Source organism: Ornithinimicrobium carbonis (assembly GCF_977012275.1).
The window spans coordinates 3,544,080-3,558,169 of the sequence record NZ_OZ348993.1 but is presented as its reverse complement, the minus strand read 5'-3'; the positions used below and the strand labels follow the sequence as shown (position 1 = coordinate 3,558,169).

Annotated in this window: 14 protein-coding genes; 11 read left to right on the top strand and 3 right to left on the bottom strand. The window is 70.6% G+C overall.

Annotated features, from left to right (window positions below; genetic code table 11):
- Positions 1 to 45: 45 nt before the first annotated feature.
- Complete coding sequence (locus tag ACWHYA_RS16310) at positions 46 to 546, bottom strand: hypothetical protein (RefSeq protein ID WP_425940527.1); 501 nt, start codon at positions 544 to 546, stop codon at positions 46 to 48.
- A gap of 361 nt (positions 547 to 907) precedes the next feature.
- On the opposite strand from ACWHYA_RS16310, the gene trpS reads away from it, so the two are divergent.
- From trpS to ACWHYA_RS16275, 7 genes are all read left to right on the top strand, one after another.
- Positions 908 to 2,038 (top strand): tryptophan--tRNA ligase, encoded by a 1,131-nt coding sequence (trpS, locus tag ACWHYA_RS16305; protein WP_425940529.1) that lies wholly within the window; start codon positions 908 to 910, stop codon positions 2,036 to 2,038.
- Between the two features lie 2 nt (positions 2,039 to 2,040).
- Positions 2,041 to 3,135: a glycerate kinase gene (locus ACWHYA_RS16300; protein WP_425940531.1), complete on the top strand. Its 1,095-nt coding sequence runs from the start codon at positions 2,041 to 2,043 to the stop codon at positions 3,133 to 3,135.
- A gap of 169 nt (positions 3,136 to 3,304) precedes the next feature.
- Positions 3,305 to 3,658 carry a HesB/IscA family protein gene (locus ACWHYA_RS16295; RefSeq protein WP_425940533.1) on the top strand — a complete coding sequence of 118 codons (354 nt, stop codon included), beginning with the start codon at positions 3,305 to 3,307 and terminating at the stop codon, positions 3,656 to 3,658.
- Between the two features lie 179 nt (positions 3,659 to 3,837).
- On the top strand, positions 3,838 to 4,587 hold the full coding sequence (gene aat / locus ACWHYA_RS16290; RefSeq protein WP_425940534.1) for a leucyl/phenylalanyl-tRNA--protein transferase: 750 nt from the start codon (positions 3,838 to 3,840) through the stop codon (positions 4,585 to 4,587).
- 26 nt (positions 4,588 to 4,613) lie between these two features.
- A complete protein-coding gene (gene ctaC / locus ACWHYA_RS16285) occupies positions 4,614 to 5,501 on the top strand; it encodes an aa3-type cytochrome oxidase subunit II (RefSeq protein WP_425940536.1) in 888 nt (295 codons plus the stop codon).
- 15 nt (positions 5,502 to 5,516) lie between these two features.
- Positions 5,517 to 7,292 carry an aa3-type cytochrome oxidase subunit I gene (ctaD, locus tag ACWHYA_RS16280; protein ID WP_425940538.1) on the top strand — a complete coding sequence of 592 codons (1,776 nt, stop codon included), beginning with the start codon at positions 5,517 to 5,519 and terminating at the stop codon, positions 7,290 to 7,292.
- A 3-nt stretch (positions 7,293 to 7,295) separates the two neighbouring features.
- On the top strand, positions 7,296 to 7,697 hold the full coding sequence (locus tag ACWHYA_RS16275; RefSeq protein ID WP_425940540.1) for a cytochrome c oxidase subunit 4: 402 nt from the start codon (positions 7,296 to 7,298) through the stop codon (positions 7,695 to 7,697).
- Positions 7,698 to 7,856: 159 nt separating this feature from the next.
- On the opposite strand, the gene trpD is transcribed toward ACWHYA_RS16275, so the two are convergent.
- Together trpD and ACWHYA_RS16265 are read right to left on the bottom strand one after the other, a co-directional pair.
- Entirely contained in the window at positions 7,857 to 8,957 is a 1,101-nt protein-coding gene (trpD, locus tag ACWHYA_RS16270; RefSeq protein ID WP_425940541.1) for an anthranilate phosphoribosyltransferase, read from the bottom strand.
- Positions 8,954 to 9,376, bottom strand: a complete 423-nt coding sequence (locus ACWHYA_RS16265; RefSeq protein WP_425940543.1) for a hypothetical protein — start codon at positions 9,374 to 9,376, stop codon at positions 8,954 to 8,956. Before ACWHYA_RS16265 ends, trpD begins: the two co-directional genes overlap by 4 nt.
- 215 nt (positions 9,377 to 9,591) lie before the next feature.
- On the opposite strand from ACWHYA_RS16265, the gene ctaE reads away from it, so the two are divergent.
- From ctaE to qcrB, 4 genes are all read left to right on the top strand, one after another.
- Positions 9,592 to 10,245, top strand: coding sequence for an aa3-type cytochrome oxidase subunit III (gene ctaE, locus ACWHYA_RS16260; RefSeq protein WP_431473801.1), 654 nt, complete (start codon positions 9,592 to 9,594; stop codon positions 10,243 to 10,245).
- A 76-nt stretch (positions 10,246 to 10,321) separates the two neighbouring features.
- Complete coding sequence (gene qcrC / locus ACWHYA_RS16255) at positions 10,322 to 11,125, top strand: cytochrome bc1 complex diheme cytochrome c subunit (RefSeq protein WP_425940545.1); 804 nt, start codon at positions 10,322 to 10,324, stop codon at positions 11,123 to 11,125.
- Position 11,126: 1 nt separating this feature from the next.
- Positions 11,127 to 12,203: a cytochrome bc1 complex Rieske iron-sulfur subunit gene (gene qcrA, locus ACWHYA_RS16250; RefSeq protein WP_425940546.1), complete on the top strand. Its 1,077-nt coding sequence runs from the start codon at positions 11,127 to 11,129 to the stop codon at positions 12,201 to 12,203.
- Positions 12,200 to 14,011 (top strand): cytochrome bc1 complex cytochrome b subunit, encoded by a 1,812-nt coding sequence (gene qcrB, locus ACWHYA_RS16245; protein WP_425940548.1) that lies wholly within the window; start codon positions 12,200 to 12,202, stop codon positions 14,009 to 14,011. Before qcrA ends, qcrB begins: the two co-directional genes overlap by 4 nt.
- Positions 14,012 to 14,090: the final 79 nt, after the last annotated feature.

The following is a 14,090-nucleotide window of genomic DNA, read 5'->3' as shown; positions in this document are numbered from 1 at the left end:
GCCCCCGAACCGTTGCGGTTCGGGGGCCTTCTCGGTAAGGCGTTGTCAGCCGGTCGGGCCAGCCGTGGTCTCGGCCTGGTCGGTGGTGGATTCCGCCGGAGCCGGCTCGACCGTAGTTGGGGCAGGCTCGACTGCTGTGGCCTCCTCCTGGGCGTCGGCTTCCGTGCTGGAAATCCGCGCCGACTCGGTGGCCTCATCAGTGGACGCGGTCGTGCCTGCGCAGTTGGTGCACTCCTGCACGGGGGCCTTGAATCCCAGCGTCAGGATGTTGTCGGACGCGTCACCGATAAAGAAGTCCACGTTGACGTTGACGTTGCTGTTGGAGGAGTACCAGACGTCCTGCGTCAGGCAAGCGAAGCCTCCAGCCGGAACGAGGAGAGTCTGAGGCGCCTCAAGGCCGAGGTCGACATTGGTGTAGACCCGGGTCACCGTCACTGTGGTGTCCGTGGTGCAGTCGCTGTAGAAGCAGACGTCCATGAAGTAGGCGAACTCATAGCCATCGGCGCTCTGGCCCGGGCAGCGGCAAGCATCGGCGGTGGTGTCCACTGTGAGGCACGGGCACGACAAGGGCGAGCAGGCCGCGTCCTGTGCTCGGGCGGTCTGCCCCATCGCCACGACGGGGACGCTCCATGCAGCCCCCTTGACCAAGGTCCTACGGGTGGGCTTGAGCCCACCGGTCTGCTGAGAAGTCACTGTTGGTTCCCCTTGTCGACACTGGGTGGTAGCACGGGCGCTGGCCTCACTGTAGCGTCCGGTGCCCCCGGGTCAAGCCTCTGCGCACAGCCTGCGCCCAGAGTTCACCTGAGACATCGGCCACAGCGCGGCCGCTGCCAACCTCGGAGGGCCCCCTCCCCGGGGCTGACGTGACGACCATCATAGCGCGTCCCGTCCCGTAGCATCGGTCCCCGTGACCGACGCACCCGTGACCCCCCTGGACGACAGCTCCGAGGCCCTGGCCGACTCCACCTCCGCCGCCTCGCTCGCCCGCAGCGTGGCCCGCAGCGCCGAGATCGAGCGCCAGCTGGAGACCGACCCCGGTCAGTTCCGGATGCTGACCGGCGACCGGCCCACCGGCCACCTGCACCTGGGCCACTACTTCGGGTCCCTGCGCAACCGCGTCGCCCTGCAGGACAAGGGCGTGGACACCTTCGTCCTCATCGCCGACTACCAGGTCATCACCGACCGCGACGGCGTCGACCTCATGCAGGAGCGCGTCTTCAGCCTGCTGGCCGACTATCTCGCCATCGGCCTCGACCCGGCCCGGACGACGATCTTCGCCCACTCCCAGGTCCCGGCGCTCAACCAGCTCATGCTGCCGTTCCTATCCCTGGTCACCGACAGCGAGCTGCGGCGCAACCCCACCGTCAAGGCCGAGCAGGAGGCGACGGGCGGCCGGCCGATGAGCGGGCTCATGCTCACCTACCCGGTCCACCAGGCCGCCGACATCCTCTTCTGCAAGGCCAACGTCGTGCCGGTCGGCAAGGACCAGCTGCCCCACCTGGAGCAGACCCGCGTCGTCGCCCGGCGGTTCGACGAGCGCTACGGCCGCGCCGGCGACAAGAGCGCGCCGGTCTTCCCGGCCCCCGACGCCCTGCTCTCCGAGGTGCCCAACCTGCTCGGCACCGACGGCACCAAGATGAGCAAGTCGCGCGGCAACACCATCGAGCTGCGGATGAGCGCCGACGAGACCGCCAAGGTGCTCAAGAAGGCGGTCACCGACTCCGACCGGCACATCACCTACGACCCGCAGGCGCGCCCCGGCGTGTCGAACCTCCTGCAGATCGCCGGCCTGACCACCGGCCGCGACCCCCGCGCGGTCGCCGAGGAGATCGGCGACGGCGGTTCGGGAACGCTGAAGAAGCTCGTCACCGAGGCGGTCAACGAGTACTTCGCGCCCGTCCGCGCCCGCCGCGCCGAGCTCGACGCCGACCCCGCCGAGCTGCGCCGCCTCCTCGCCGAGGGCAACGCCAGGGCCAACGCGGTCGCCGACGCCACCCTCGACGAGGTGCGCGAGGCGATGCAGATGGTCTACGCCTGACCATGGCACCGGCCGGACCCCGCGTCGTCGTGGTGGCCGAGGGTTTCGGCGACCTCGGCCCGCACGAGGCCGCCGAGCAGGCCGCCGCCGGGTGGTCCGCCACCGCGACGCACGCCACGGTCGAGGCGCACGCCAGCCACGCCGGGGGAGCCGGGTTCGCCGAGGCCGTGGCACGCACGCTGGGCGGGACCGTCCACCCGGTCGTCGTCCCCGGACCCGCCGGGGGAGAGGTGCCCGCCGGGATCGCGCTCGTCGAGCGCGACGGGACGCGCACCGCATACCTCGACACCGCCCAGGCCTGCGGACGGCACCTGATAGACAACGAGTCGCTCCGCGACCCGGAGGGTATGACGAGTGCCGGCGTGGGTGCGCTCCTCACCGCCGCGCGGGGCGCGGGGGCGGACCGGATCGTCGTCGGCGTGGGCCCGCTGGCCTGCCACGACGGCGGCCTCGGCCTGCTCACCGCCCTGGGTGCGGGGGAGGACCTGGCCCGGTTGCCCGCGGTCCGCGCAGAGTGGGGCGGCGTCCACCTCGTCCTCGCCACGACGACGGAGGCGACCCTGCTGGGCTTCGGCGGCGCCAGCGCCCTGCTGACCGAGCACCACGGCGTGGCCCCCGAGGTCTCCCAGCGGCTCGAGGGCGGGCTGGGCCGCCTCAGCGACCGGGTCAACCAGGTCCTGCCGCCCGCCCGGGACCTGCTCACCGGCCTGCCGCGCCGCCCCGAGCGCGAGGCGGGGGCCGGTGCCGGAGGCGGCGTGGGCTACGCGCTGCAGCTGCTCGGTGCGCGCACGGTCCCGGGGGCCAGGCTGCTGCTCGACGAGCTCGGCCTGCGCGGGCGCCTGCCCGGTTCGCTGCTCGTCCTGGTGACGACCGCCTACGACGGGGCGACCGTCCACGACGGCGTCGTCGCCGAGACCGCGCGGGCCGCGCTGGAGACCGCCACCCCGACGGTCGTGCTCGCGGGGGAGGTGGCCGTCGGGCGACGGGAGGGGATGGCCCTGGGGGTCAGCGGCAGCTACGAGCCCCGCGCCGGGGAGGACCTGGGCGCGACCGCTGCCCGGGTCGCCCGGACGTGGACCCCGCCGCCCCGCGCCTGATCCGTCGCGCCGCGGACCCGCCCAGGAAAACGACGAATCGACGAATTGTCGGAGCAGGCTCGGACCTGACGTAGGCTGGCCCCGGAAGGCTCGCCCGGGCCGGGAACACCAGCCGGTACGACGACGTTGCCTCCACAGACCGACCACCTCAGCGAGAGGACCCCGCAGCATGACCGACACCACCCAGAGCACCACGACCCACGGCGTGACCCTGACCGACGTGGCCTCCGAGAAGGTGAAGAGCCTGCTGGCGCAGGAGGGTCGCGACGACCTCCGCCTGCGCATCGGGGTCCAGCCCGGCGGCTGCTCCGGCCTCATCTACCAGCTGTACTTCGACGAGCGCACCCTCGACGGCGACCTGGTCGCCGACTTCGGTGGCGTCGAGGTCGTCGTCGACCGGATGAGCTCCCCCTACCTCGACGGGGCCACGATCGACTTCGCGGACACCATCGAGAAGCAGGGCTTCACCATCGACAACCCCAACGCGGGCAGTTCCTGCGCCTGCGGCGACAGCTTCAGCTGAGCCTGCACGACACGCCCTCGTCCCCGCCGGGACGGGGGCGTTTCGTCGTCCCGGGGGCATGCCGCGGACCGAGGGGGTATGCCGCGAGGGCAGGGGGAGCCTCGAGGGCCAGGGGAGCTGCGGGGGACGGGGAGCGGCGCGCTCGCGCACCGGGTGCCCGGGTTTGCGACCATGTGCCCATGCCCGTCGAGCCGCCACCCACGCAGTGGCACCTCACCGCCGAGGGCGCCACGCCGGGGGACGACCTCGTGGGGATCGGGGCCGACCTGGAGCCGGGGACGGTCCTGCAGGCCTACCGCTCGGGCCTGTTCCCCATGGGCCTGGGCGTGGGTGGACGGCCGCCGCTGGGCTGGTGGTCGCCCGACCCGAGGGGGGTCCTGTTGCCGGGGGACCTGCACGTCTCCCGGTCCCTGCGCCGGTCCCTGCGCGGCTTCGAGCTGCGGGTGGACACCGCCTTCGAGGACGTGGTCGCCGGGTGCGCCGACCCCGCGCGCGGCGGGCGGTGGATCACGCCGGCGTTCGTGACGGCATACACCCGTCTGCACGAGCTCGGCTGGGCGCACTCGGTGGAGGTCTGGCAGGACGGTGCCCTGGTGGGCGGGCTGTACGGGCTGGCGGTGGGGCGGTTGTTCGCCGCCGAGTCCAAGTTCCGGCGCGTCACCGACGCGTCCAAGGCCGCCGTGGTCGGGCTCGTGCAGGTGCTCTCCGAGGACGGCCTGCCGTGGGTGGTGGACGTGCAGTGGTCCACCCCGCACCTGGCCTCGCTGGGGGTGCGGGACGTGCCCCGCACGGCATACCTGAGGATGCTGTCCACCGCGGTCGCCGAGGACCTTCCGGAACGGTGGCGCGGGATGCACGACAAGCCGTCGCACGTCGTGCGAGAATCCCCGAGTGGTGACGGTAAGGTGTGCGAACGTCATGCCCGGTGAAGGTCCGAGAAAGTGTGAGGTGTCCAGTGCAGAGGCGTGAGAACATCAGGCCCGGCGGTCGGTCCGCCCGACGGTTCGGCCTGGTCGCGACCGCCGGCATGGCCGCGGTGCTCCTGTCCGGCTGCGGCGAGGCCTTCACCCGGGGCTACCTCCCCGAGCCCGTGACCGAGGCGGGCGACGACATCGTCTTCTTCTGGAACGCGGTCTGGATCGCGGCGCTGGTCATCGGCCTGCTCGTCTGGGGCCTCATGCTGTGGGCCGTCTTCGCCTACCGCCGCCGGAGCGAGGACGATCTGCCCCCGCAGTTCCGCTACCACGTGCCGCTGGAGATCCTCTACACGGTCGTCCCGATCCTCATGGTCGCGGCGATCTTCGGCAAGACCGTCGAGGTCCAGAACACGATGCTGGAGCGGCAGGACGACCCGGACGTGGTCGTCAACGTCGCCGGCAAGAAGTGGAGCTGGGACTTCAACTACATCAACGAGGACGTCCACGTCTCCGGCATCCAGGCCAACGACCTGAACAAGGGCGAGGAGGGCCTGCCCGAGACCCTGCCCACGATGGTCCTGCCGGTCGACAGCCGGGTGGAGTTCGTGCTCACCTCGCGCGACGTCATCCACTCGTTCTGGGTGCCGCAGTTCCTGCAGAAGCTGGACATGGTGCCCGGGCGCGTCAACATCTTCCAGGTGACGACCACCGAGGAGGGGGTCTTCCAGGGCAAGTGCGCCGAGCTCTGCGGCGCCTACCACTCCGAGATGCTCTTCCAGGTCGAGGTCGTCCCCCAGGGCGAGTACGAGACCTTCATCGAGGGCCTGCGGGACTCCGGCAACACCGGCATCCTGGGCAACGACCTCGACCAGTACGAACTTCAGATCGACCAGCAGGACAAGCTCGTCGAGCCGGCCGGACGCTGACGCGGAGGACTACCAGTGGCGATCATCACCTCACCAGACACGCAGGGGGCACTGACCCCACCCAGGCGGCCGGAGGACAAGGACTCCTTCGTCCGGCTGGCCGTCAAGGTCCTCACGACCACCGACCACAAGGTCATCGGCAACCTCTACTTCGCCACCACGATGGCGTGGTTCGTCGTCGGCGGCCTCATGGCCCTCATCATCCGCGCCGAGCTGTTCACGCCCGGTCTGCAGGTCGTGGACAACCCCGACCAGTTCAACCAGCTGTTCACCATGCACGGCACGATCATGCTGCTGATGTTCGCGACCCCGCTGTTCGCCGGGTTCGCCAACGCGCTCATCCCGCTGCAGATCGGCGCCCCGGACGTGGCGTTCCCGCGGCTGAACATGCTCGCCTACTGGATGTTCTTCTTCGGCAGCCTCATCGCCGTCGGCGGTTTCCTCACCCCCTCGGGCGCCGCGTCCTTCGGCTGGTTCGCCTACCAGCCGCTGGCCGGCCCGACGCACAGCCCCGGCCTCGGCGGTGACCTGTGGGTCCTCGGCCTGGCGGTGACCGGTTTCGCCACGATCTTCGGTGCGGTCAACTTCGTCACCACCATCGTGTGCATGCGCGCCCCCGGCATGACCATGTTCCGGATGCCGGTCTTCACCTGGAACATCCTGGTGACCTCGATCCTGGTCCTCATGGTCTTCCCGGTGCTGGCCGCCGCGTTCTTCGGGATGGCGGTCGACCGCATCTTCGGGTGGCACATCTACGACCCGTCCCACGGTGGCGCCATGCTCTGGCAGCACCTGTTCTGGTTCTTCGGCCACCCCGAGGTCTACATCATCGCGCTGCCGTTCTTCGGCATCATCACCGAGATCATCCCGGTGTTCTCGCGCAAGCCGCTCTTCGGCTACAAGACCCTGATCTTCGCCACGATGGCGATCGGCGCCCTGTCGGTGTCGGTGTGGGCGCACCACATGTACGCCACCGGCGCGGTCCTGCTCGAGTTCTTCGCGATCATGACGATGCTCATCGCGGTCCCGACCGGGGTGAAGTTCTTCAACTGGATCGGCACCATGTGGAAGGGGTCCATCTCGATGGACACCCCGATGCTGTGGGCGGTCGGCTTCCTGGTGACCTTCCTCTTCGGCGGACTGACGGGCGTCATCCTGGCCAGCCCGGCCCTGGACTTCCACGTCACCGACTCCTACTTCGTCGTGGCCCACTTCCACTACGTGGTCTTCGGCACGGTCGTCTTCGCGATGTTCGCCGGCTACTACTTCTGGTGGCCCAAGCTCACCGGCCACATGCTCAACGAGACCCTGGGCAAGGTGCACTTCTGGCTCCTCTTCCTGGGCTTCCACGGCACCTTCCTCATCCAGCACTGGCTGGGTGTCATCGGGATGCCGCGCCGGTACGCCGACTACATGCCCGAGGACGGGTTCACCTGGATGAACCAGCTCTCGACGGTCTCCTCGTTCGTGCTGGCCGTCTCGATGCTGCCGTTCTTCTACAACGTGTGGCACAGCTTCAAGACGCCCAAGGTCACCGTGAACGACCCGTGGGGCTGGGGCGGTTCGCTGGAGTGGGCCACCTCGTGCCCGCCCCCGAGGCACAACTTCGAGTCGATCCCGCGGATCCGCTCCGAGCGGCCGGCGTTCGACCTGCACCACCCGGAGGTCGGGACCATGGAGTCCCCCGAGCCGGACAAGTCCGTCGCCGAGGAGCTGCTGGGCGGCCCCGACACCGACCCGAACGGTCGCGTCGGCACCGAGACCGGTGGCCGCACCGGAGAGGAGCGCTAAGCCGTGAGGTCCGAAGCCAAGGTCTTCGCCTACCTGGTCCCCTTCTTCGTCGTCGTGGGGATCATCTACGCCTACTTCACCGACGGCGGGGAGTGGGTCGGGATCATCGGCCTGCTCCTGACGGCTCTGATGACGGCCTTCGTGGCCTGGTTCTTCTGGCTGTCCGGCCGGACGGTCGACGCCCGCCCCGAGGACAGCCTCGAGGGCGAGATCGCCGACCAGACCGGTGACTACGGCCACTTCGCCCCCTACTCCTGGTGGCCGCTGTGGCTGGGCCTGTCGATCTCCGTCGCCGTCCTCGGCGTCGCGGTCGGCTGGTGGCTCGTCGTGGTCGCCGCGCCGTTCCTCGTCCTGTCGCTGCTGGGCTGGACCTTCGAGTACTTCCGCGGCGAGCGGGCCGTCTGAGCCAGCCCCACCCACGTCGACGCAAGAACCCCCGGCCTTGTGGCCGGGGGTTCTTGCGTGGGTAACGGCACAGCACCGGCCGGGTCTACGGCACCGGCCCGGGTCGACGTGACCGGCCCGGGTCGGACCAGGGCGGCCGGCGTCGGGGTCGGCGGACGGTCAGGTGGTCAGGTCGCGGCTGGCCCGGACCCAGCGCTCGACGAGGCCGGCGGCGGCCCCCTCGTCCAGCGCGCGGGCGGCGCGGTCCATCCCGGCCCGCACGTGGGCGTGCAGCTCGTCCTCGGTGCGCGGGTGGGGGCCGGTCTCCCCGGCCTGCAGCAGCGCCAGGGCGACGCCGGCGTTGAGCAGCACGGCGTCGCGGACCGCGCCGGTCGAGCCGGCGAACAGCTCGCGCGCCACCCGGGCGTTGTGCTCGGCGTCGGCGCCGCGCAGGGCGTCCACCGGGTGCCGGGGGACGCCGAGGCGGGCCGGGTCCAGGCTCCACTCGTGCACGCGGCCCTCGTCCTCGACCCACCACACGCGGCTCGTCGTCGCCGGCGTGATCTCGTCGAGCCCGTCGTCGCCGCGGAAGACGGTCGCCCGGGTGCCCCGGTCGGCGAACACGCCGGCCATCAGGGGTGCCATGCGCGCGTCCGCCGAGCCCACCACGGCATACCGGGGGCGGGCGGGGTTGGTCAGCGGACCGAGGAAGTTGAACGCCGTCGCGATCCCCAGGTCCCGCCGCACCGGGGCGACGTGGCGCATCGAGGGGTGGAAGACGTTGGCGAAGCAGAAGGTGATGCCCACCTGCCCGGCGAGGTCGGCGACCTGGGCGGGGGAGAGGTCCAGCCGCACGCCGAGCACCTCGAGCATGTCGGCGGAGCCGGACCGGCTGGAGGAGGCGCGGTTGCCGTGCTTGACGACGACCGCACCCGCGGCGGCCATGACGATGGCCGACATCGAGGAGATGTTGACGGTCATGGCGCGGTCGCCGCCGGTGCCGACGATGTCGATCGTCGGGCCCTCGACGCTCAGGTGCTCGGCGTGCTCGAGCATGACCGTCGACAGGCCGACCATCTCCTCGACCGTCTCCCCCTTGGCCCGCAGGCCGGTGAGGAAGGCCGCGACCTGGGCCGGGCCCGCCTCGCCGGACATGATCAGGCCCATGGCCCAGGAGGTCTGCTCGCGGGAGAGGTCCCGGCCGGCGACGAGGGCGGTCAGCAGGTCCGGCCAGGTGGTCCCGGCGTCCTCGCCGGTCCGGGGGGTCGCTCCGCCGGTCACCGGCGGGCGAGGAGGGCGACGGTGTCGGCCAGCTTCTCGGGGTCCAGCGGACGGGGCACGGCGGCCTCGGCCAGCGACCAGGTGGCCAGCCACCCGTCCACGGGCCGGCCGGTGAGCACGACGATGGGCGGGCAGTCGTAGACCTCGCTCTTGAGCTGGCGCGCCAGCCCCATCCCGCCGTAGGGCTGGGCCTCGCCGTCGAGGATGAGCACGTCGTAGGTCCCGGTGCCGACGGCGGCCTCGACGGCCGGGGCCGTCGCGCACTCGTGCCACCGCTCCACGACGACGTCGTGGGCGGGGTGGTCCCCCACGCCGAGCCGGACCTGGTCGCGCACCGAGCGGTCGTCGCTGAAGAGCAGGACCGAGATGCTGCGGGCCTGGGTGTCAGGGTGCTGGGACGCGGCGGGGGTGACGGTCATGCGCACGATCGTAGCGGGTGGGCCGCCGCGGACGGACGCCCCCGGCTGTCCAACCCTGCCCGTCCCGACCGCCCGACCGTCCCGTTCGGAGGGCACCGGTGACCTCGGGTTCTTCCCCTCCGGCGCTCCCGCGGGCGGCGCGCGGGGCGGGGTGTGCACATTCATCTACGACGTTGGGCCATAATGTCCGGGTGGCGACGACACCTGCAGCAACGATGACCGACGCGGACCGGTTCCACGCGACGATGCACGGGCCGGCGACCAGGCCGAACATGACGGCCGTCGGCACCATGGTCTGGCTCTCCAGCGAGATCATGTTCTTCGCCGGGCTCTTCGCGATGTACTTCACCATCCGGTCGGTCTCGCCCGACATGTGGGCCGAGCGCACCGAGTTCCTGGACGTGCGCTTCGCCACCATCAACACGATGATCCTCGTGATCTCCTCGGTGTGGTGCCAGTTCGGGGTCTGGAAGGCCGAGCGCGGGGTGCCGCACCGCACCGGCAGCATCTTCAAGATCGGCAACCCGCTGGGGGCCGAGGGCTGGGGGATGCGCGAGTGGTACGTGCTGACGTACCTCTTCGGGGCCACCTTCATCGCCGGCCAGGTCTGGGAGTACGCCACGCTCACCAGCGAGGGGGTCACGCCGACGGCCGACCCCTACGGGTCGGTCTTCTACATCACCACCGGGTTCCACGGGCTGCACGTGACCGGCGGGCTGATCGCCTTCCTGCTCATCATCGGCCGCAGCTTCACCGCCAGGCGGTACACCCACGCGCAGGCCACCGGCGCGGTCGTCACCTCCTACTACTGGCACTTCGTCGACGTCGTGTGGATCGCCCTGTTCGCCGTGATCTACCTGCTGCAGTGACGCCATGACCCCGCCCACGTCAACGGCCGACAGCGGCCCACCCGCCCGCCCCGACCACCCTCGGAAGGAACGACGAGTGAGTTCTCTCGCCGCACGTCGCCGCAGCCCGTTGGCGCTGCTGGTCCTGCTGCTCCTGGGCCTGACCTTCACGGGTACGGCCTACGCAGCGTTCGCCCCCAAGGCCGCACCCGGCACCTCCGCCGCCACCGCCACCCAGGACGACGTCGAGGCCGGGGAGCAGCTCTTCCTGGCCAACTGCGCCACCTGCCACGGAAAGAACGCCCAGGGCGTGGACCCGATCGGGCCGTCCTTGATCGGTGTCGGTGCGGCCTCTGTCGACTTCCAGGTCTCCACCGGGCGTATGCCGCTGCCGGCGCCGGGGGTGCAGGCCGAGCGGAACGCCTCCCAGGTGCAGTTCAGCGAGGAGCAGATCTCCCAGCTCGCCGCCTACGTCGACTCCCTCGGCCCCGGCCCGGACGTGCCGGACGAGGAGTACCTCGACCTGGAGGGCGCCGACATCGCGAACGGTGGTGCCCTCTACCGCACCAACTGCGCGATGTGCCACAACTCCTCGGGCACCGGGGGTGCCCTGACCCGCGGCAAGTACGCGCCGACCCTCATGGGCGTGGAGCCGCAGCACATCTACGAGGCGATGCTCACCGGTCCGCAGTCCATGCCGGTGTTCAACGACGAGAACCTCACCCCGCAGGACAAGGAGAACGTCATCGCCTTCCTCAAGTACATCGAGGACGGCGGCAACTCCCACGGCGGCGCCGGCCTGGGCAGCGTCGGCCCGGCCGGGGACGCGCTGTTCGTGTGGACCATCGGCATCGGCGTGATGATCGCGGCAGCGGTCTGGATCGGACGGAAGGCGGCCTGAGGTGGCGACCCACGAGAACGACCTGCCGGCCCTGAGCGACCCCGCGTCCCAGGACCGTTTCCCCAACCCCGGTCTGCCGCCGCACTCCCCGCGGCGCGCGGACGTCGACGACAAGGCCGCCCGACGGGCCGCGACCCAGGTCGTGGTGCTGTTCACCGTCTCGGCGCTGTCCTCGATCGCCTTCCTCGTCGCCTACTTCGCGATCGACCCCGAGCTCAAGGGGACGATCGTGGGGATCGGCGAGGTCAACCTCTTCCACGTCGCGCTCGGCCTGACGATGGGGCTGTCCCTGCTGGGGATCGGCCTCGGGGCCGTGCACTGGGCCAAGACGCTCATGCCCGACGTGGAGCAGATCGAGGAGCGTCACCCGCAGGCCTCCCCGGACGACGACCGCCAGGCCGTCGCCCGGGTCCTGTCGCACGGGTGGCGCAGCTCCCAGCTGAACCGCCGCACCGCGATCCTCGGCTCGGCCGGCGGCGCGCTCGGCCTGTTCGCCCTGCCGCTCGTCGTGCCCGTCGCCGCGGGGCTCGGACCGCGTCCGCGCGGTGAGCTCTACGACACGGTGTGGGAGGCCGGCATGCGGCTGATGATCGACCCCGCCGGGGTGCCGATCCGGGCCGCGGACGTCACCCGCGGGTCCGTCTTCCACGTCATGCCCGAGGGCTACGTCGGGGAGGAGGCGCACGACCTGCCCGCCGACGAGCTGCTCATCGTCAAGGCCGAGGCCCAGGTCATCGTCGTCGGCCTCGACCCCTCCCTCGTGCAGAGCCAGAAGCAGCTGGACTGGGGCGTCGAGGGGGTGTTCGCCTACTCCAAGGTGTGCACGCACGTCGGCTGCCCGGTGGCGCTCTACGAGCAGCAGACCCACCACCTGCTCTGCCCGTGCCACCAGTCGACCTTCGACATGACCAACGACTGCGAGGTCATCTTCGGTCCGGCACGGCGGCCGCTGCCGCAGCTGCCGATCACCATCGACGACGAGGGCTACCTCGTCGCGGCGGACAGCTTCCGCGAGCCGGTGGGCACCAGCTTCTTCGAGCGTGAACGCCCGGGCCTTCTGATGGGAGACGACGCATGAGCTCCACCCACGTCCCGCAGGGTGCGGGGCACCTGCGCAGGGAGAGCGCCTCGACGACGACGGCGATCGACCCGACCGACCAGGCCTCCGCGGACGCCCGCTTCCCCAAGGTGCTCAGCCCGGTGGACGACCGCACCGGTCTGGCCAAGGCGATGCGCTTCGGCCTCAAGAAGGTCTTCCCCGACCACTGGAGCTTCCTCCTGGGCGAGGTGGCCATGTACTCCATGATCATCGCGCTCATCACCGGCACCTTCCTGACCTTCTGGTTCGTGCCCAGCCTGGGTCACGTGACCTACGACGGCTCCTACGTGCCGCTGAAGGGCATCGGCATGTCCGAGGCCTACAAGTCCACGCTGGACATCAGCTTCGACGTCAAGGGTGGCCTGCTCATGCGGCAGCTGCACCACTGGTCGGCGCTGTTCTTCATCGTCGGCGTCGCGCTGCACGCGGCCCGCGTGTTCTTCACCGGTGCCTTCCGCAAGCCGCGGGAGATCAACTGGGTCATCGGCGTCGTCATGTCGCTGCTTGCGGCCATCGAGGGCTTCGCCGGCTACTCGCTGCCGGACGACCTGCTCTCGGGCACCGGCATCCGGGCGATGAACGGGTTCATGATGTCCGCCCCGGTCATCGGCACCTGGATGACCTTCTTCGTCTTCGGCGGCGAGTTCCCCGGCGAGGCGATCATCCCGCGCCTGTACATCGTCCACGTGCTGCTGATCCCGGCGATCCTCGTGGGCCTCTTCGTGGCCCACCTGGCGCTGGTGGTCATCCACAAGCACACCCAGTACCCCGGTCCGGGGCGGACGAACAACAACGTGGTGGGCTTCCCGGTCATGCCGGTCTACGCGGCCAAGGCCGGCGGGTTCTTCTTCGTCGTCTTCGGGATCACCGCCCTCGTCTCTGCGCTGGTGCAGATCAACCCGGTGTGGGTCTACGGTCCCTACGACCCGACCCAGGTCACCGCCGGGTCCCAGCCCGACTTCTACATGTGGTTCTCCGACGGGGCCCTGCGCCTGCTGCCGGGATGGCTGGAGTTCGAGATCTTCGGCACCGTGTGGAGCATGAACATCTTCCTGGGCTCGCTGCTGCTGCTGCCGCTGGTGTGGCTGATCCTGGGGATCTACCCGTTCGTGGAGGCCTGGGTCACCGGTGACAAGCGCGAGCACCACCTGCTGGACCGCCCGCGCAACGCGCCGACCCGGACCGCCGTGGGCCTGGCCGCCATCTCGATGTACGTCGTCCTGGCGCTGGCCACGATCAACGACATCCTGGCGATCAAGCTGCAGCTGTCGATCAACGACATCACCATGTTCTTCCGGCTGATGTTCTTCGTCCTTCCGGTCATCGTGTTCTTCCTAACCAAGCGGCTCTGCCTCTCGCTGCAGCGGCACGACCGGGAGAAGGTCCTGCACGGGCACGAGACCGGTCGCATCGTGCGCACCCCCGAGGGACGCTTCTTCGAGGTGCACGAGCCGATGGACGAGTACGAGCGCTGGGCCCTGGTCCAGCACGACACCCCGCGCCCGCTCGGGCTCGAGTCCGGTGGCGTCGACGAGCACGGTGTCCGTCGCCCCGGCGGCGGTTCCGGTGCGCGCAACGCGCTGTCGCGGTTCTACTACAAGGACGCGATCGCCCCGGTGACGCCGGCCGAGCTGGCCGCCGCCCACCACCACGGCGAGCACGAGGCGCTGGACACCCCGGACGCGGCCGCCGGGATCGAGCAGCACTCCGAGTCCGTCTCGGACGTCCCCGGGGCCCCCGCCGCCGGGCACGTCGAGGACGACAGCATCGGGGCCGGTCGTCGCTGACGACCACGCCCCCGACGAGCGCCCCGTCCCTCCACCGGAGGACGGGGCGCCGTCGTCGGTGCCCGGGGAGGACCCGGCC

Coding starts and splice junctions, on each gene's coding strand:
- ACWHYA_RS16265 (WP_425940543.1), bottom strand. CDS start 9,376: ATGACCGTCACCCCCGCCGCGTCCCAGCACCCTGACACCCAGGCCCGC.
- qcrB (WP_425940548.1), top strand. CDS start 12,200: ATGAGCTCCACCCACGTCCCGCAGGGTGCGGGGCACCTGCGCAGGGAG.
- ctaE (WP_431473801.1), top strand. CDS start 9,592: ATGACCGACGCGGACCGGTTCCACGCGACGATGCACGGGCCGGCGACC.
- aat (WP_425940534.1), top strand. CDS start 3,838: ATGCCCGTCGAGCCGCCACCCACGCAGTGGCACCTCACCGCCGAGGGC.
- ACWHYA_RS16295 (WP_425940533.1), top strand. CDS start 3,305: ATGACCGACACCACCCAGAGCACCACGACCCACGGCGTGACCCTGACC.
- ACWHYA_RS16300 (WP_425940531.1), top strand. CDS start 2,041: ATGGCACCGGCCGGACCCCGCGTCGTCGTGGTGGCCGAGGGTTTCGGC.